General features: G+C 56.2%; 15 protein-coding genes. 6 read left to right on the top strand and 9 right to left on the bottom strand.

Going from position 1 to position 17656, the window contains the following annotated elements; translation table 11 throughout:
• The first annotated feature begins 6 nt into the window (after window positions 1-6).
• From H6A25_RS07880 to H6A25_RS07870, 3 genes are all read left to right on the top strand, one after another.
• Window positions 7-477, top strand: a complete 471-nt coding sequence (locus tag H6A25_RS07880) for a threonine/serine exporter family protein (protein ID WP_204751417.1) — start codon at window positions 7-9, stop codon at window positions 475-477.
• 89 nt (window positions 478-566) lie between these two features.
• A complete protein-coding gene (locus tag H6A25_RS07875) occupies window positions 567-1007 on the top strand; it encodes a cell wall hydrolase (protein ID WP_204751416.1) in 441 nt (146 codons plus the stop codon).
• A 24-nt stretch (window positions 1008-1031) separates the two neighbouring features.
• The gene (locus H6A25_RS07870) at window positions 1032-1412 is read left to right on the top strand and encodes a hypothetical protein (RefSeq protein WP_204751415.1); all 381 of its coding nucleotides are present in this window, start codon (window positions 1032-1034) and stop codon (window positions 1410-1412) included.
• A gap of 80 nt (window positions 1413-1492) precedes the next feature.
• On the opposite strand, the gene H6A25_RS07865 is transcribed toward H6A25_RS07870, so the two are convergent.
• The gene (locus H6A25_RS07865) at window positions 1493-2608 is read right to left on the bottom strand and encodes an ROK family transcriptional regulator (protein WP_204751414.1); all 1116 of its coding nucleotides are present in this window, start codon (window positions 2606-2608) and stop codon (window positions 1493-1495) included.
• Window positions 2609-2772: 164 nt separating this feature from the next.
• Here H6A25_RS07865 and H6A25_RS07860 point away from each other — a divergent pair, with 164 nt between their 5' ends.
• The 3 genes from H6A25_RS07860 (at window position 2773) to H6A25_RS07850 (ending at window position 6651) form a co-directional block, all read left to right on the top strand.
• Complete coding sequence (locus tag H6A25_RS07860) at window positions 2773-4212, top strand: nicotinate phosphoribosyltransferase (protein ID WP_430651166.1); 1440 nt, start codon at window positions 2773-2775, stop codon at window positions 4210-4212.
• A 125-nt stretch (window positions 4213-4337) separates the two neighbouring features.
• Window positions 4338-4982 carry a hypothetical protein gene (locus H6A25_RS07855; protein ID WP_204751413.1) on the top strand — a complete coding sequence of 215 codons (645 nt, stop codon included), beginning with the start codon at window positions 4338-4340 and terminating at the stop codon, window positions 4980-4982.
• A gap of 628 nt (window positions 4983-5610) precedes the next feature.
• The gene (locus tag H6A25_RS07850; RefSeq protein WP_345941595.1) at window positions 5611-6651 is read left to right on the top strand and encodes a P1 family peptidase; all 1041 of its coding nucleotides are present in this window, start codon (window positions 5611-5613) and stop codon (window positions 6649-6651) included.
• Window positions 6652-6776: 125 nt separating this feature from the next.
• On the opposite strand, the gene H6A25_RS07845 is transcribed toward H6A25_RS07850, so the two are convergent.
• From H6A25_RS07845 to topA, 8 genes are all read right to left on the bottom strand, one after another.
• Window positions 6777-9563, bottom strand: a complete 2787-nt coding sequence (locus H6A25_RS07845) for an S-layer homology domain-containing protein (RefSeq protein WP_204751412.1) — start codon at window positions 9561-9563, stop codon at window positions 6777-6779.
• A gap of 924 nt (window positions 9564-10487) precedes the next feature.
• On the bottom strand, window positions 10488-10577 hold the full coding sequence (locus tag H6A25_RS13075) for a putative holin-like toxin (RefSeq protein ID WP_345941594.1): 90 nt from the start codon (window positions 10575-10577) through the stop codon (window positions 10488-10490).
• Between the two features lie 165 nt (window positions 10578-10742).
• A complete protein-coding gene (locus H6A25_RS07840) occupies window positions 10743-11699 on the bottom strand; it encodes a radical SAM protein (RefSeq protein WP_204751411.1) in 957 nt (318 codons plus the stop codon).
• Window positions 11696-12373 (bottom strand): ribonuclease III, encoded by a 678-nt coding sequence (gene rnc / locus H6A25_RS07835; RefSeq protein WP_118427238.1) that lies wholly within the window; start codon window positions 12371-12373, stop codon window positions 11696-11698. The genes H6A25_RS07840 and rnc overlap by 4 nt, the downstream gene beginning before the upstream one ends.
• Before the next feature lie 80 nt (window positions 12374-12453).
• A complete protein-coding gene (gene acpP / locus H6A25_RS07830; protein WP_118427007.1) occupies window positions 12454-12690 on the bottom strand; it encodes an acyl carrier protein in 237 nt (78 codons plus the stop codon).
• Between the two features lie 128 nt (window positions 12691-12818).
• Window positions 12819-13850, bottom strand: a complete 1032-nt coding sequence (plsX, locus tag H6A25_RS07825) for a phosphate acyltransferase PlsX (RefSeq protein ID WP_204751410.1) — start codon at window positions 13848-13850, stop codon at window positions 12819-12821.
• Window positions 13847-15175 (bottom strand): methylenetetrahydrofolate--tRNA-(uracil(54)-C(5))-methyltransferase (FADH(2)-oxidizing) TrmFO, encoded by a 1329-nt coding sequence (gene trmFO, locus H6A25_RS07820; protein WP_430651165.1) that lies wholly within the window; start codon window positions 15173-15175, stop codon window positions 13847-13849. The genes plsX and trmFO overlap by 4 nt, the downstream gene beginning before the upstream one ends.
• Entirely contained in the window at window positions 15172-17583 is a 2412-nt protein-coding gene (gene topA, locus H6A25_RS07815; RefSeq protein WP_204751409.1) for a type I DNA topoisomerase, read from the bottom strand. Before topA ends, trmFO begins: the two co-directional genes overlap by 4 nt.
• Window positions 17584-17656 lie beyond the last annotated feature (73 nt).

Raw genomic sequence — 17656 nt, 5'->3', positions numbered from 1 at the left:
CCCTTTATGCCTATCCATGAAATCTTACTGGCTTTCCTTTATGCCTATGTGGCCTGTCTGGCCTTTACCCTGATCTACAATATGCGGGGGAAATTCATCTTTCTGGCCCCCTTGGGCGGCTCCATCTGCTGGATCGCCTATAATCTTCTGAATTTCACCGGCAACGATATTCTGCAAAATTTTGTAGCCACCATGGCTGTGGCCCTTTATTCCGAGATTCTGGCCCGCATTTACAAAGCTCCGGTGACCATGTTCCTCATCGTGGGTATTCTGCCCCTGGTTCCCGGCGCTGGCATCTACTACACCATGGAATACTGTGTATCCGGCAATCAGATCGCCTTCGGTCAATCACTGGTACACACTTTGGCTGTTGCAGGCGCTCTGGCCCTGGGCATTGTGCTCATTTCTTCCCTGTTCCGCTTCTGTATGCTGTTCTGGTACCACCGGAAAAAAAAGAAGCATTGCACCAAGGTCTGATGACCATCACCGCCTTCCATGGGGAAGGCGGTTTTTTTGCACCCTTTTCTGCTTCTGGCATAGGATAAAGGGAAAAGGAGGAATGAACAGTGGCCTATTCGGACAGGGAGCTTCTGGCCCGGCTGGTCCAGTGCGAAGCAGGAGGCGAAGGGGAAAACGGCATGAAAGCAGTGGCTTCGGTGGTGATGAACCGGGTCCATGCTCCCGGCGGGGAATATGCCCGGGTGGGCCGGGGAAGTCTGCGGAACATCATTTTCCAGCCCGGCCAGTTTGTCTGCGCCTCCGAAACGGAAAATGGCCGATACAATGCCCAGAACATTTACAATATGCGCCCAGAGGCCATTCATTACGAGATCGCCGACTGGGCCATGGCGGGAAACCGCCTTTCTCCGCTGGGTCAGGCTCTGTGGTTTTACAATCCCTATTCCCCTCTCTGCCGGGAAAACTTCCCCAGCGAAGTGGGCATTTTTACCCATCGTATCGGTGACCACTGCTTCTATGACCCGCTGGATGCCTATTTTCAAACATAACGACAAAACCGGGAGGTACTTACTATGTTTTATGACACATCCTATGGCGGAAATCCTGCCCAAGGGCTGCACATGGGCCCTGACGAACCCATGAATCAGGTGCTGGACCCTCAGTCCAACGCCGATGTAAGCCGCGGCTCCATGCTTCAGGATCTGGCCGACAACCTGGGTTATTATGTGGAGATCGACTTTCTCATCGGTACCCAGAACATCGTCACCCGAGGCGGCATCCTCTATGCCGTGGGCAACAATTATGTGACACTGTATCAGGATCTGGAAGACCGGTATGTGGTATGCGATCTCTATTCCATCAAGTTTGTCACTTTCTACAACACCCGTTCCACGCCCCGGAGCCGGGGTACCATCAACGCTCCGGCCGGCAACGCCGGTTCCCGCTCCATGTAACAATTTGCAAGAAGAAAGCCGTCCTTCGGGACGGCTTTCTTTATTATGAACAGACCTGTTTGCCCGCTGCAAAACGGCTCTTACAGTTTGCTGTGGACGCTGCCCTGGAAAGCAGCCCCCATGGCCGCGGCCCAGGGACCCAGGCTTCCCAGCTCCACCCGGGTGGGGATCGGAGTCAGCACCCCCACTACCGCCCGGATATCCGGCAGCACCGGCTTCATATACTGGGCCACAATGCCGCCGATGACCACCACTTCCGGATTGAGCATGCTGGCAATGTTGGCGATCACCCGGGCCAGATCCCGGATAAAATAAGTCACCGCTCCCCGGGCCGGCTCCTTGCCCTGCACATAGGCCTGAAACATCTGCTCCAGATTCAATCCGCAGCTGGAGAGTGTACTCCAGATCTTCCGTTCCAGCACTCCCGGCTCTCCCAGCACATTCCGGTTGCTCATCTCCTGATCGATCTCCCCCAGCAGGTAGCCGATCTCTCCGGCCCGGCAGGCTGCGCCGTACACCAGCTCGCCATCGCAAATAATGGCGCTGCCCACCCCCTGGCCAATGTCCACATAGCAAAGATCATCTGCCCGGGCGCCGGTGCCTTTCCACCGCTCTCCCAATGCGGCGCAGTTGGCCTCATTGTTGATCTCCACCGGGAAGGGCAGCAGCCGCCCCAGCTCTTCCGCCAAAGGATAATCCTGCCATCCCAGGCTGTTGGCCCGGATCACCCGTCCCCGACGGTCCACCGTTCCCGGCAGACTGATACCCAAACCGATGGTTTTTTCCTCAGTCATCCCCGCTTTTTCCACACACCTGCGGGCCAGGGCAGCCATTTCTTCCGGTGTAGGCTCCATGGCGGTTTCGGTACGATAGAGGGTGCGTCCATCCAGATCGGTGACCACGGCCAATGCGTGATCCGGGTGAATATCGATACCCACACCACAGGCCGAAAGGGGATTGAATCCCAGCATTTTGGACGGGCGTCCGCTGCCCTTTTCCGGCCCCTTCTCTCCCAGGTCGATAACCATCCGGCTGCGCAGCAGCTCGTCACAAATGGCGCTGACGGTGGTTTTGCTCAAAGAAAGCTCCCGGGCGATCCGGGCGCGGCTGATAGGCTGATGGACTTTGATGGTCTCCAGCACCAGCTGGCGATTGATCTTTTTGATCATTTCCAGGCTGCCGGTTCTGCTTTTCATAACGGTCTCTCCTTTATTTTGCTGAAAAAGCGTCTGAAAGGCGAAAAATGTCCTTCAGACAGGGAATTTCGTTTGACACTGACCATCTTACCATATATCATGTAAATAGAGCAAATCCCTTTCCGGGAAAAACTCCAATTTTGAAAGAAACGCAGGTGGACGCCTTGAAACTGAACAAAAATCTCACCATGCTCACCGATTTTTATGAATTTACCATGGCCAATGGCTATTACAAAAAGGGCATGGGAGATACCATTGCCTATTTTGATATGTTCTATCGGAATGTGCCTGACAATGCCGGCTATTCCATCATGGCCGGTGTGGAGCAGCTGGTGGAATATTTGAAAAACCTCCACTTCACCCAGGAGGATCTGGAATATCTTCACAGCAAGGGCTGCTTCTGCCCGGAATTTCTGGACTATCTGAAAGACTTCAAATTTGCCTGTGATGTATGGTGCATTGCCGAAGGCACTCCCATTTTCCCCGGCGAGCCTATTGTCACCGTGCGGGGCCCGGTGGCCCAGGCCCAGTTCATCGAAACCATGGTTCTGCTCACCATCAATCACCAGAGCCTGATCGCCACCAAAGCCAACCGGATGGTGCGGGCAGCTCAGGGGCGGACGGTGCTGGAATTTGGCTCCCGCCGTGCCCAGGGCGGTGACGGCGCCGTTCTGGGCGCCAGAGCGGCCTACATCGGCGGTTGTGCCGGCACGGCCTGCGTCATGACCGACCGGGATTACGGCGTACCGGCAGCGGGTACCATGGCCCACAGCTGGGTGCAGATGTTCCCCACCGAATATGACGCCTTCAAAGCCTATGCGGAGATCTATCCCCAGGACTGCACTCTGCTCATCGACACATACAGCGTGATGAAATACGGCCTGCCCAATGCCATCCGCATCGCCAAGGAAGTGCTGGAGCCCCAGGGCTGCCGGCTGAAAGGCGTGCGCATTGACAGCGGCGACATTGCCTATGTGAGCAAGAAGATCCGTGCCAGGCTGGACGAGGAAGGGCTGACCGATTGCAAAATCGTGGTATCCAACTCCATGGACGAAGTGCTCATCCGTGACCTGATCATCCAGGGCGCCCAGATTGACACCTTCGGCATTGGCGAGCGGCTGATCACCTCCCGCAGCGCACCGATCTTCGGCGGCGTCTATAAGCTGGCCGCCATCGAGGACAAAGAGGGCCATATCATTCCCAAAATCAAGATCAGCGAGAATGTGGAAAAGATCACAACGCCCCATTTCAAGCAGGTCTGGCGTTTTTACGACAAGGAAACCGGTCTGGCTTCTGCCGATGTGGTGGCCCTCCATGAGGAGGAAATGCCCCAGGGCGAACCCTACACCATTTTCGACCCCACTTACACCTGGAAGAAAAAGACCCTCACCGATTACACCGTGGTTCCCCTGCTGCAGCCCATTTTCCAAAAGGGCAAATGCGTTTACGAAAAGCGGCCCATTCAGGAGATCCAGGCCTTCTGCCGCCAGCAGGTGGGCACATTGTGGCCCGAGGTCAAACGGTTTGAAAACCCCCATTCCTATATCGTGGATCTTTCTCCCAAACTGTGGAAGATCAAGCAGGATCTGCTGGAACAATATTAAAGCCTTGCAGGGCCGCCGGGAAACCGGCGGCTTTGTCACTTTGTTACAAAACCTTGAAAAAATCGCCGGGTAATGTTATAATTAGATTACATATTGGAACCACCAAGACCCAGGAGGGGATACCCATGAATCACAAAAAATCCATTACACGCCTTTTTGCATTGGGCCTTTCGGCTGTGATGCTGCTGGGGCTGTTCGGCTGCAATAAGCAGGAAGAGGCTTCCAAGGCAGAGCAGGAAGAGACGGAGCAGGCAGAAAACCCCACAGACGCGCCGGAGCAGCAGGACAAGGAGGAAACTCCCCTGCCCGATGTGACCGGGCCTTTGAACGAAGAGGAATATCTGATTGTTTGCCAGCAATATTATGACGAGCTGATGCTGGCCAGCAACGAGGCCTCCCTCAAGCTGGAGGAAGCCATGAGCGCGACCGCGGAAACCGAGGAAGAAAAGAAGTCCCAGCAGAACAAAATCGATGTGGCTATGGGTCTGATCAGCAATATGCGGCCCATGTATGAGCGTTTTGCCGAATTGCAGGCGCCGGAAAGCTACGCCGAAGCCCATGAGCTGGTGAAGACCGGAGCCACGGCCTCCAGCGAAGTGCTGCGGCTGACGGTGGAAATCGCCGAAGCGGCCAAGGGTGAAAACGGTGCGGCGGAAGCTCTGGTGCTCCAGGCGGAAATGGAGGAATACACCTCTGATGCCCAGAATTTCTCCAAGGGCCTGCAAATGGTGCTTGGCGATGTGGTAGGCACCGGCACAGACATGGACTAAGGCAGCGTGACGCTGCACCCATGTTGCGCTGCCGCGCTGGGCCTTGACACAAAGGGAAACTTCGCAGTATAATAAAGACAGAAAAGGGCGCTGCCGGTAAGTCGGTTAGTCCCCCTGATTTGGTGTAAGAAGTAACCGCATCAGTTGGGCCTGGGGCGGTTACTTCTTTTTATTACCGGCCTGGATGACCAGACTAATAACGCCTATGATCACAAGGCAGAAAGTGAGCAAATCACTTAATGTCACATATGTAACCACGGTCATCCCCCCTTTCCTGTATAGGGTCGGGGGGCAAGAAGTTTCCCCCCTTTTTGAAACAAGGGGGACTAACCGCCTACCGTTACTGGCAGCGCCTATTTTCAGTATAGCATAGTATGACATTTTCCGCAATCAATAAGACCCCACGGAAAATTCCGTGGGGTCTTTGCATTGGCGGCGCGTTATTTCGGCGCATAGCCGAAATAACCAGCATCCCGCAAAGCGACGCCGCCACTGGCTCTCGGGGAAAAACTAAGTTTTTCCCCGACCCTTTTCCAGCCTCCCGGCGGGGTCCCCATCGGCTCCAAGTGGACACGACCACCGGCCCATGCTATAATGAAGAAAAAAGACGAAAAAGGCGCAAAGGAAGATGAAAATGTACCAAAAGCGGATCAACGAATATGGGATCACAGTGGGGAGCCTGCCCCGGGGGCAGCGGAACAAGATCACCGATGTGGAAGGAGTGCGGGTGGGCCACTGCACCATTGATAACGGAGAAAACAAAACCGGCGTGACGGTGATCATCCCCGGGCCGGGGAACCTGTTTACGGAGAAGATGCCGGCGGCCAGCTTTGTGTGGAACGGCTTCGGCAAGACGGCGGGGCTTTTGCAGGTGGATGAGCTGGGGACGCTGGAAACCCCCATTGCCCTGACCAATACCCTGAACGTGGGCCTGGTGCACGACGCCCTGGTGGAATACACCCTGGAGCAATGCGAAAAAGACGGGGTTGATCTGTGGAGCCTGAACCCGGTGGTGGGGGAATGCAACGACAGCAAGATCAACCGCATCGGCCATCGTGCCGTGGGGAAAGAGGAAGTTTTTGCCGCTATTCAGAATGCGGGGGCGGATTTTGAAGAAGGGGATGTGGGGGCCGGAAAGGGCACCATCTGCCATGGGCTGAAGGGGGGCATCGGTTCGGCCTCCCGGCGGATTTTGCTGGACGGCAAAAGTTACACCCTGGGGGTGCTGGTGCAGAGCAACCACGGCAAGCTGGAAGACCTGACGGTGGATGGCATCCGCCTGGGGGCCGGGCTTGCGGTGCGCAGCCTGGGGGACACCCCGGTGGATCAAGGGAGCATCATGATGGTGGTGGCCACCGACCTGCCCTGCTCCACCCGGCAATTAAAGCGCATCCTCAAGCGGTGCAGCGTGGGGCTGGCCCGGCTGGGAAGCTATGTGGGCCACGGCAGCGGGGAGATCATGATCGGCTTTTCCACCGCCCGGCGCATCCCCTATGCGCCCAATCAGGATATTCTGGAATGCCAGGAGATCAGCGAGCGGCGAATGGACCTTTGCTTCCGGGCGGTGGCGGAGGCCACGGAAGAGGCTGTGCTCAACAGCATGGTGTGCGCTTCCCCCGGCCAGCGGCTGGACGGCCAGATCGTCCACAGCCTGCGGGAATTTTTATAAGAAGATAGCACAAAAGCCCGGGAACATTCCCGGGCTTTTCTTCTGCCCCAATGCAGAAGGATAGAAAAAGGGACGGCCGAAGCCGTCCCTTTTATTTGGTTAGCTATTGTGCTAAGTCTATACGCTTAGTTCCACAAGGAAGCAGCGCTGGCACCGTCAACCTCAACAAAGATGTCGGTGATAGTCATGACGCCATTCACATCCTGCACATAAGCCAGAGCAGACTGATTATCAGCAGCACTTTCCGTATCGGTAGCAGGAACCTTGGAAGCGCTATCAATCACTGCATAAGCATTTGTTGTGCAATCCACATAGTGAATCTTTACATCAGAAGCAACAGCAACCAGTTCTGCATCAGCCTTCTTGTTGACTTTCACATTAGCAACGGAATTATTCCAGCCAACGATCTGCAACTTGTTCCAAGTCTCATCGGCCAAGGCAGCGCTATCTTTGGCTACAGTTACAGCTTCAACATCGCCGTCAACATAACCGTCAACATCGATTTCGTAGGTCACAACATTGCCGCGGAAAGCGTTCCAGTCAGCGACAGCATCCTTAGCGCTGGCCGCATCAGAGAATTCCTTCTGGATGACTTCCTCAGTGCCATCAGGCAGGATAACAGTCATCTGAGCCAGATGATCGCCATCAACCAGAGCGTAGTTAGCAACAGTCTTCACAAAGGCGTATTCCGCTTCGCTGGACACAACAGAGCTCTCCAGCTCCAGAACACCAAACAGGAAGGTGGGGATGCCGCTCACATCCTTATAGCCAAAGGAAGCATCGGTAATGGAAGTCTGAGTCTTGTTCAGCTCGGAAGCCTTCACAACACTGTACTTCACATCGTTTTCATCCTTCGAATTCTTCACGAAGAAGTAAGCAGTATCGGCAACAGCATACTCATCTTTATCAGTTGTAAACAGATTGTCAGATGCAACCTCAACCTTCTTGCTATTATAGTTATACTTCTGATACTTGCTTTCAAAGGTAGTGGTGCTATCATTCTTCAGAGCACGCAGGGTGATCTCGTCACCGGAGATGCTGTAGGAGTACACCTGATCAATGGCTGTGCCAGTGCTCGAAGTATACAGCTTATCCAAGTCAGCTTCCTTGGTGATCTTGTCGCCCTTAGCATCATAGCTAGCAGCCACAGTATACTCACCAGTGCTGCCATTCGCCAACAGAACTCTTACTTTGTAGGTGTGTTCACCCCAAGACTGAGTAAGGTTAGCAGCAGTGACATAAGCCAGATTCTCAACAGAAACAGTGGCTTCTCCACCAGTGGAATAAATGATGTACTTGCCATCGGTGTAGAAGGTGGTGTCGTTCAGAACAGTGCCGTTGTCAGTGCTCTTGTCATACTGAGCCATAGCAAACTTACCAAACTTGGTGGAAGTGCCATTGATAGTAACAGTATTGTATTCCTTGCCATCGCTGTTCAGAGTATAAGCTGTGACAGAAGAAGTCATAGGCTCAACCTTGGAAACAACGACCATCTGCTTGCCGGAGGTGGTGTCGATGTTGATCGCAACAACATCATCCTCGGCAATGGTGCCTTCGACCTTCACATGGTCCATCTCTTCAGCAGAATCGATGGCAGTGTTATTGATAGCAGCAACATTGGGAACAGTGACAGGATCACCCTCAGCATCTTTGAACTTCAGGATGTTCTTGTCGGTGTTGTACTCATCAACAATGGCATACTGTGTGGTGGTGACGAAAGCCAAATCAATGTAGCCATTGTTGTCCACATCCACAAAGCGGACAGGATTGCTGGAGTTGCCGTTGATAGAAGCAAACTCGCTCACTTCGGTGTTAGCCGGATTCTGCTTAGCAGGAGTAAGGGTATCAACAGTGTTCAGATTGTAAACAGCTACGATAGAGTGCTTATCAGTATACTTCTTAGCAACGCCATTGTTGTAGCCTTCGAACTTGATAGACTCGTAGTCTTCATCCTGCATCTTATTGCTGACGGTCACATCGCCCAGAGTGGTCTCATAGACCTTGGAGTCGCCAGTAGCCAGAACAGCATAGACCTTATGGGTGTCGGTGGTTGTGCCGGCTCTGTAATAGACCTTCACATCCTGGCCCAGCAGGGAAGCATCCACAGTGGTCTTGAAGCTTACGCCACCAACTGTGATGTACTCGCCATCATCGTCCAGAGCAACACCATTAACTGTCTCCGATTTATCATCATAACTCAGGGCAACCTTACCGGCATCAGTCAGAATGCCTTCTTTGGTGTTCAGCTTCAGAGCAAACGCAGCATAGGTCAGCTCGTCATAGGTCAGTTCGCCCTTGTTGTAGGACACAGCATAGGCATCCAGAGCATTGGTCATCAGACGAGCAGTCCACTGACGGGGAGTAGCGCCGTACACGGAAGGCACAAACTCAACGGACAGGCCGGAAGTAGCGGCGTCGACCAGAACATTGGTCTGCCAGCCGTTGCCGGTGTAGCCCTGCACATCAGCCTTGTAGCCGATCATGCACAGCAGCATCTTCATCAGCTCAACGCCGGTGACATTGCCGTTGGGATCGAACTTCTGCACGCCGTTCTCCTGCCAGCCACCCATGTAGCCCAGGTTGGTGCAGTAGTTGATGTAGCCCTCAGCCCAGTGGCCAACGGGAACATCGGAGTACTTGGATACGCCCTGGAAAGCAACAGCGCCGTCATCGACACCGTTGTTCTTCAGAACATAGATCATCTTGGCAGCTTCAGAACGCCGCACATTGTCTGTGGGGTTGAAGTTACCATTCTCGTCGCCCTTGAAGACGCCGAGAGCTGTCAGCAGCTGGATGTCGCTAGTCAGGGAAGGATCAATCTTGTCCTGATCCTTGAACGCAGCACCAGCCATCATGGTGAAAGCCATGGCAAACACCAGGGACAGCGCAAGAACTTTTTTCAGAGTTCTCATGTGGTTCATTCCTCCTATAAAAATTTTTGGGCACATCGTACCCTTCGTAATGCATGATACCAAAAGCCGATTTTTTTTGCAAGACTTTGCAGGGGATTGTAACATAAGTGTAACACTGTCGCCAGAACACCTGCTGCGGCAGGGCAGCGTGACGCTGCACCCATGGGGTGCTCCCGCACCCGGTCATGCAGCCTGGCTAACTGGTGCGCTGGGCTTCACAATCCCCCCGGCATGGCTTTGCCACGCTGTCCCCCCTTTGCACAAGGGGGGCTTTTCTTTGCCCTGCGGCATACAACGGACTTGGGGCAATCATTCAGCATGGCCGGTTGTGTTCACTCAGGCAAAGACGGCTCCCTTGTGCAAAGGGAGCTGTCGGCGAACGCCGACTGAGGGATTGCCAGCGTGCCTGGCTGATGATGCCCACACCCGGCGGTTGGTATCATCCATTTGCCTGTGTGCCATCAATCCCCCCGGCGTGGCTTTGCCATGCTGTCCCCCCTTTGCACAAGGGGGGCTTTTCTTTGCCCTGCGGCATACAACGAACTTGGTGCAATCATTCAGCATGGCCCGTTGGATGCACTCAGGCAAAGACGGCTCCCTTGTGCAAAGGGAGCTGTCGGCGAACGCCGACTGAGGGATTGACGGCGAGCCGCCGCACCCAAGCGGTGCTCCCGCACCCGGTCATGCAGCCTGACTAACTGGTGCGCTGGGCTTCACAATCCTCCCGGCATGGCTTTGCCATGCTGTCCCCCCTTTGCACAAGGGGGGCTTTTCTTTGCCCTGCGGCATACAACGAACTTGGGGCATTGACACAGCACGGCAAAGGGTTGTATAATATTACATAGAAAAAGGGCGCTGCCGGTAAGTCGGTCAGTCCCCCTGATTTAGCACAAGAAGTAACCGCATCAGTTGGGGCTGGGGCGGTTACTTCTTTTTATTGTTGACCTGAAAAAACAGGCTGATAATGGCTACGGTTAAAATGCCGATTTGTATTAAATCAGAATATGTAACCATGACCATCCCCCCTTCCTATACACAGGGTCGGGGGGCAAGAAGTTTCCCCCCTTTTTTGAAACAAGGGGGACTAACCGCCTACCGTTACTGGCAGCGCCTGTTTGCAGTATAACATATTATGACATTCTCCGCAATAAACAAGCCGCCGGAAAACCGGCGGCTTATTTATTGGGGAAGTTCTTCAATATTGACAATCTTGTCGGGGTAGTGTTCTTTGAAATAGCGAAGATTTTCGTTTTTCTGGCCTTGCAGGGTGGAGCGCTGGCCCTTCTTATAATATAAGGTGACCGGGCCGGGGGGTGCATTGCGGAGCACTTCTTCACACTGGCGGCGCAAAATGCGGCTTTGCACCAGCTGCCCCAGGGCCGGGTGATAGACCCCGGCGGCCACCTGCTCTTCCAGCTCCCGGCTGGGATTGAGCCCCAGGCGTATGACGGGGATGCCCTTTTCCTGGAAAACCTCCAGGGCGTCGGCGCTCCACTCCACCCCCTCTTCCAGGGTGAGTGGGGTGTATTCCCCCCGCTCCATCATGGCAAAAAGGGGCGTATGACAGAGCACGCAGACGGGATAGAGCCGCACCCCCTGGGGATGCAGGGCCGCCACCTGCCGGGCCGAAGATAAACTTTTTTCCCGGCTGTCTCCCGGCAGGCCCACCATCAGCTGCAAAATCAGCTCAAAGCCCTTTTCCTGCACCAGGCGGGCTGCCCGAATGGTATCCTCCGCCCGGTGGCCCCGGCCGGAAAGACGCAGCACTTCATCGTCCATGGACTGGGCCCCCAGCTCGATGGTCCGGACGCCGTATTTTTTCAAAAGAGCCAGCCCTTCCTCTGTGATGCAGTCGGGCCGGGTGGACACCCGCACCCCCTGGGCCTGACCGCTCTGCACATACGGAAAAGCCGCCTCCAGGTACTCTTCCTGTAAGGCGGCGGGTATGGCGGTGAAGCTGCCTCCATAAAAGGCGATCTGGGGGTTCTTCCCCAAGGGGAGCCCCTCCTTGATGATGCGCTCCACTTCCCGGCCAGTGGGGGCTTTCTGCCCGGTGATGGCCTTTTGGTCGCAGAACACGCACTGGTGGGGACAGCCCACATGGGGAATGAACACCGGCAGAATACGCTTTGTCACTGCCCCATCAGCTCCAGCGCCTGCCGGGCCGCCTCCTGCTCCGCTTCCTTCTTGCTCCGCCCTTCCCCTTGGGCGATCACATTGGAATTGATCAGAAGCTCGATGAGAAAACGCTTGTCATGATCCGGACCGCTTTCTCCCTTGAGCCGGTAAGTCAGGGTCTCCTCCCGGTTCTTCTGCACGATCTCCTGGAGGGCCGTCTTATAATCCAGAGGGTGCCGGGTGTGGGACACCGTCTCGGCCTTTTCCTTGATGTAGTCCAGGATGAAACCCTTGGCCGCTTCCATGCCGCCATCCAGATAAATGGCCGCCAGCATGGCCTCCACCGCGTCGGCCAGCACCGAGGGCCGCTTCCGTCCCCCGCCGCTCTCTTCTCCGTGACCCAAAAGCAAGTGCTCTCCCAGGTTCAGACGCTGGGCATATTCATACAGCGACTTCTCGCACACGATGGACGCACGCAGCTTGGTCAGCTCCCCCTCCGGCATGTGCCGGAAGTGACTATAAATATATTCCGCACAGATGAAGCCCAGCACCGCGTCTCCCAAAAATTCCAGCCGCTCATTGCTGCGCACTCCCTTCTCCCGGTTCTCATTGGCATAGGAGCTGTGGGTCAGCGCATTCTGCCGCAGCTGATCGTTGTGAAACCGATACCCCAGCTTGAGCTGTGTTGCCATGGATTCTCCCTCCTTCTTCCCTTCCAGCAGAAAAGGGCCGGGGCAAATGCCCCATGCCCCTTTTCTTCCGGTTTGCTCGATTATTCCTCGACCCGCTCTTTGATGAAGTTCACCACATCGCCTACGGTCTTCACATTCTCCAGGGTGTTGTCCTCCACCTGGCCCAGTTCAAAAGCCTCTTCCACGCTCATGATCAGCTCCACCAGATCCAGGGAATCGGCGCCCAGGTCGCCCACAAATGTGGTCTCTTCGGTGATCTCGTCCTGATCCACCCCGAACTGCTGGGCGATAATGCCCTTCAGCTTCTCCAGTACCATCTTTGCCACCTCCCGCTTGTCGAGATTTTCTATTTATCCCGTTATATGCTCTTTCTACGCCAGGGGCCTGCCCCCGCCGTACAGTCAGTGATTATAGCAAACCCCTCAAGCCTTGTAAAGTGGCAGTTTCAATTTTTTCCCGGTGCCGATACCGTCATGTGCTCGATGTTTTCGGTGATGGCCTGGATGATGCCGCTTTCGGCATACTGCACCGCCTGGCGGATGGCGCTCTTGAAGGCCCGGGGGTCGCTGGAGCCGTGGGCCTTGATCACCGGCTTGCAAATGCCCAGAAGGGGTGCGCCGCCCACTTCCTTATAGTCCATCTTCTTTTTCAAAGCGCCCAGACCGTTCTTCACCAGCAGGGCCGCCAGCTTGGTGCCCAGGTTCTTGAAGAAGATCTTCTTCAGCTCGCCTACAAAATACAGGCCCACGCCCTCATAGGTCTTGAGCAGCACATTGCCGGTAAAGCCGTCGCACAAAATCACATCGGCCATGCCAAAGGGCACATCCCGGCCTTCGATGTTGCCCACAAAGTTGAGCCGGCCCACTTCCCCGGCCTGCTTCAGAAGGCCGTAGGTCTCTTTGATCATGGGGGTGCCTTTGCTCTCCTCGGCGCCGTTGTTGATCAGGCCGATGCGGGGCGAGGCGATCTTCATCTGCTTCTGGCAGTAGAAGGAGCCCATATAGGCAAATTGCAGCAGATATTCCGGGGTGCATTCCACATTGGCGCCGCAGTCGATGAGCAGCGCGCCCCCCTTGTCGGTGGGCAGAATGGGGGCCAGCGCCGCACGGCGGATGCCCCGGATACGCTTGACATACATGGTGGAGCCTACCAGCACTGCACCGGTGTTGCCGCCGGAGACCATGGCGTCCCCTTTTCCCTCGCCCAGCAGCCGCAGCGCCACGCCCAGGGAGGAATCTTTCTTCTCCTTGGTGACGCTCATGGGGCTGTCACACATGTCGATGACCTCCGGGGCGTTGACCACTTCGATCTTCCCCGCCACATCATCGCTCTTCACTTTTTCCAGGCAGGACAGAATGGCTTTCTCCTGCCCCACCAGCACGATCTCTACGCCCAGTTCCCGGGCGGCCAGCACGCTGCCTTCCACCGTGCTCTGAGGGGCGTTGTCACCGCCCATGGCGTCTACAATGATCTTCATTCCGTTGTCCCCTCCATTACCGTGTTCCGATATGCTTCGATCTGTTCCAGAGAGCGGCGGGAGATCTCCATGTACCGCTCCCGCTTGCCCTTGACCCGTCTGTCCAGCCCGTCGATCAGGCCGAAGTTGATGTTCATGGGCTGAAAATTCTTGCCTTCATAACAGCTGATGTGCCGGCTGAGGGCTCCGATGGCCGTCTGGGTGGAAAACTCCAGCAGCGGCAGGCCCAGCATGCTCCGGGCCATATTCAGCCCGCAGGCAAAGCCGGAGGCGGTGGATTCCACATACCCTTCCACCCCGGTCATCTGCCCGGCAAACATCACCCGGGGATCTTTTTTCGCCCGGTAGAATCCATCCAGCACCCGGGGCGAACACAGATAACTGTTGCGGTGCATCACTCCATACCGGAGAAATTCCGCTTTTTCCAGTCCCGGGATCATGGAAAATACCCTCTTCTGCTCAGGGAAGCGAAGATGGGTCTGGAAACCCACCAGATTGTACATGGTGCCCTGGCTGTTTTCCCGCCGCAGCTGCACCACGGCATAAGGCTCTTTCCCCGTCTTGGGGTCGGGCAGGCCGATGGGCTTCAGAGGGCCGAAACGCAGGGTATCCTCTCCCCGCCGGGCCATCACCTCCACCGGCATACAGCCTTCAAAGACCCGCTTGTCCTCAAAGCCGTGGACCGGGGCTTCCTCGGCCTGGCACAGCTCCTGCCAGAAAGCCAGGTACTGCTCTTTGTCCATGGGGCAGTTGATATAATCCAAACCGGTGCCTTTGCCATAGCGGGAGGCAAAATAGGCTTTGTCCATATCCAGGCTGGCTCCCGAAACAATGGGGGCTGCGGCGTCATAGAAACTGAGGACCTCTTCCTCCCCCAGCCATTCCATCATATTTTGGGCCAGGGGACCTTCGGTGAGGGGGCCGGTGGCCACGATCACATGGCCGCTTTCCGGGATGGCATCCACCCGCTCTTCCTCGATATGCACCCGGGGATGCTGCCGCAGCCGCTGGGTCACCAGGTGGGAAAAGGCCTGCCGGTCCACCGCCAGCGCCCCTCCCGCGTCCACCTGGGTGGCGTCGGCACAGGCCACGATCAGGCTGCCCAGCCGCCGCAGCTCTTCTTTCAAGAGCCCTGCGGCATTGGTCAGTTCCCCCGAACGGAAGGAGTTGGAGCACACCAGCTCGGCAAAGGTATCCATTTTGTGGGCCGGGCTCTTCTGCCGGGGCTTCATCTCCAGCAGCCGTACTTCGATTCCCCGGCAGGCCAGCTGCCAGGCCGCTTCACTGCCCGCCAGCCCCGCTCCGATCACTGTGGCTTGCATCATTCTTTGTTTTCCTCTTCCGCTTCCGTCTTCTCTGCCGCCTTCTTCGCACTTGTTTTCCGGGTGGTTTTCTTTTTAGGTGTTTCTTCCCCTTCACCTGCGACCTTTCTGGTGCTCTTCCGAGTGGTCTTTTTGGGCTTTTCCTCCCCGGCTTCCTCCTGGGCCTTGGCTTTGGCCGTCCTGGTGGTCTTGGCCGTCTTGGTGGTTTTCGCAGCCTTTTTGGCCTTGGTGGTCTTTGCGGTCTCCGGGGTCTCCCCTGCATTCTCGGCAGCCGTTACCACGGTCTGCTCTGCCGCCGGGGCTTCCTCATCCTTCTTCTTGCTCTTGCGCTGGGGCAGATCTTCCTCATAGCCGCAGTCCGGCTTGTAGCACACATATTTTTTCTCTGCCTTGGTATAGCGCTTATAGAGAGGCTCGCCGCAGTTGGGACACTTTTTATTGGTAGGCTTATCCCAGGTCATAAAGGTACAGGTGGGATTTTTCTCGCAGCCATAGTAGTAATAGCCGCTGCGGGATTTTTTCTTCACCACTTTGGCTCCGCACAGGGGGCACAGCACACCGGTGTCCTCGGTGATGGGCTTGGTGTTTTTGCACTCGGGATAACCAGGGCAGGCCAGGAACTTTCCAAACCGGCTGGATTTGATGACCATCTTCCGGCCGCACAGCTCGCAGACCACATCGGTCTCCTCATCCTTGATCTTGATGCGCTTTTTTTCCAGGTCCTTTTCCGCCTTCTCCAGCTCGCCGGAAAAGCCGGTGTAGAACTTGCGCAGAATATCCACATAATTGGTGTTGCCCTGCTCCACCTCGTCCAGCTGCCGCTCCATGCCGGCGGTGAACTTGATGTCGATCACATCGTGGAACTTGTCGATCATCAGATCGGTGACCGCCTCGCCCAAGGGGGTAGGCCGCAGGGACTTGCCCTCCTTCACCACATAGTCCCGGCCCAGAACCACCGAAATGGTGGGGGCGTAGGTGCTGGGACGGCCGATGCCCTTTTCCTCCATGGTGCGGATGAGGGAGGCTTCGGTATACCGGGCCGGCGGCTGGGTGAAGTGCTGCTTGGGCTCGGTCTTTTTGTGCTTGGGCTCGTCGCCTTCGCTGAGGGGCGGCAGGGGCGCCAGCTCGTCGTCGCTGCGCACTTCGTCCAGTCCCTCTTCGTACAGGGCCAGAAAGCCGGGGAACGCCACCGTCTGGCCGGTGGCCCGGAAGATATAGCCGTTACAGCCGATGTCCACCGATGTGGTGTCCATCATGGCATCGGTCATCTGGCTTGCAGTAAACCGGGACCAGATCAGCTTATACAGTTTATACTGGTCGGCGGACAGACTGCTGCGGATGCTCTCCGGATCCAGCAAAGGATTGGTGGGACGCACTGCTTCGTGGGCGTCCTGGGCGTTCTTTTTGGTTTTGTAATGCCGGGGTTTGGCGGGGAGATAGTCATTGCCGAACCGGCCGCCGATATAATCCCGGGCGGCGGCCAGGGCATCGTCGGAGACCCGGAGGGAGTCGGTACGCATATAAGTGATCAGACCGGTGAGTCCCTGGCCCTCGATGGCCACGCCTTCATACAGCTCCTGGGCCACCATCATGGTGCGCTTGGCCGTCATGGACAGCTTCCGGGAAGCCTCCTGCTGCAAGGTGGAAGTGATGAAAGGCGGCGCAGGCGTCCGCTTCTTTTTGGCCTTCTTCACTTTTTCCACCCGATAGCCCGCCCCATCGATGGCGGAGAGCACTTTTTCGGTCTCTTCCTGGCTGGAAAGCTCCATCTTTCCCTCTGCTGTCCCATAGAAACCGGCGGTGAAGTTTTTCCGGCCGGCGGTGAGGGTTACATCAATGGACCAATATTCCTTGGGCACAAAAGCCTGGATCTCCCGCTCCCGGTCCACGATCAGGCGGGTGACCGCCGACTGGACCCGGCCTGCCGACAGCCCGGCCCGCACCTTCCGCCAAAGGAAGGGGGAAAGCTGATAGCCCACGATCCGGTCCAGGATCCGCCGGCCCTGCTGGGCATCCACCAGATTCATATCGATGTCCCGGGGATGTTCCACCCCGGCCAGCACCGCTTTTTTCGTAATTTCGTTAAAGGTGACCCGCTTGGTTTTGCTGTCGGGCAGATGGAGCATCTCCTTGAGATGCCAGGAAATGGCTTCCCCTTCCCGGTCCGGGTCGGTGGCCAGGTAGACAAATTCGCTTTCCTCCGCCGCTTTTTTCAGCTCGTCGATGATCTTGTCCTTGCCCTCGATGGGCTCATATTGGGGGGTGAAATCCCCGTCGATGTCGACGCCCATCTTCTTTTTGGGCAGATCCCGCAAATGCCCCATGGATGCCTTGACCACATAGTCAGACCCCAGGTATTTGCCGATGGTTTTCGCCTTGGCCGGCGATTCCACGATGAGTAATTTTGACATTGCGTTCCTCCCGGCGGCTCCTGCTGCGGGCCGCCCATTTTTTTGGCCTCCCCTTTCCGGGGGCAAAGCCGGT

The organism is Intestinimonas butyriciproducens (assembly GCF_016901775.1).
Taxonomy (GTDB): domain Bacteria; phylum Bacillota; class Clostridia; order Oscillospirales; family Butyricicoccaceae; genus Pseudobutyricicoccus.
Note: the sequence above shows the minus strand (reverse complement) of the source record. Positions and strands in the feature narration are given on the sequence as shown.

Coding starts and splice junctions, on each gene's coding strand:
- H6A25_RS07845 (WP_204751412.1), bottom strand. CDS start 9,563: ATGAGAACTCTGAAAAAAGTTCTTGCGCTGTCCCTGGTGTTTGCCATG.
- rnc (WP_118427238.1), bottom strand. CDS start 12,373: ATGGCAACACAGCTCAAGCTGGGGTATCGGTTTCACAACGATCAGCTG.
- acpP (WP_118427007.1), bottom strand. CDS start 12,690: ATGGTACTGGAGAAGCTGAAGGGCATTATCGCCCAGCAGTTCGGGGTG.
- H6A25_RS07880 (WP_204751417.1), top strand. CDS start 7: ATGCCTATCCATGAAATCTTACTGGCTTTCCTTTATGCCTATGTGGCC.
- H6A25_RS07870 (WP_204751415.1), top strand. CDS start 1,032: ATGTTTTATGACACATCCTATGGCGGAAATCCTGCCCAAGGGCTGCAC.
- plsX (WP_204751410.1), bottom strand. CDS start 13,850: ATGAAGATCATTGTAGACGCCATGGGCGGTGACAACGCCCCTCAGAGC.
- H6A25_RS07850 (WP_345941595.1), top strand. CDS start 5,611: ATGAAAATGTACCAAAAGCGGATCAACGAATATGGGATCACAGTGGGG.
- topA (WP_204751409.1), bottom strand. CDS start 17,583: ATGTCAAAATTACTCATCGTGGAATCGCCGGCCAAGGCGAAAACCATC.
- H6A25_RS07855 (WP_204751413.1), top strand. CDS start 4,338: ATGAATCACAAAAAATCCATTACACGCCTTTTTGCATTGGGCCTTTCG.
- trmFO (WP_430651165.1), bottom strand. CDS start 15,175: ATGATGCAAGCCACAGTGATCGGAGCGGGGCTGGCGGGCAGTGAAGCG.
- H6A25_RS13075 (WP_345941594.1), bottom strand. CDS start 10,577: ATGGTTACATATTCTGATTTAATACAAATCGGCATTTTAACCGTAGCC.
- H6A25_RS07865 (WP_204751414.1), bottom strand. CDS start 2,608: ATGAAAAGCAGAACCGGCAGCCTGGAAATGATCAAAAAGATCAATCGC.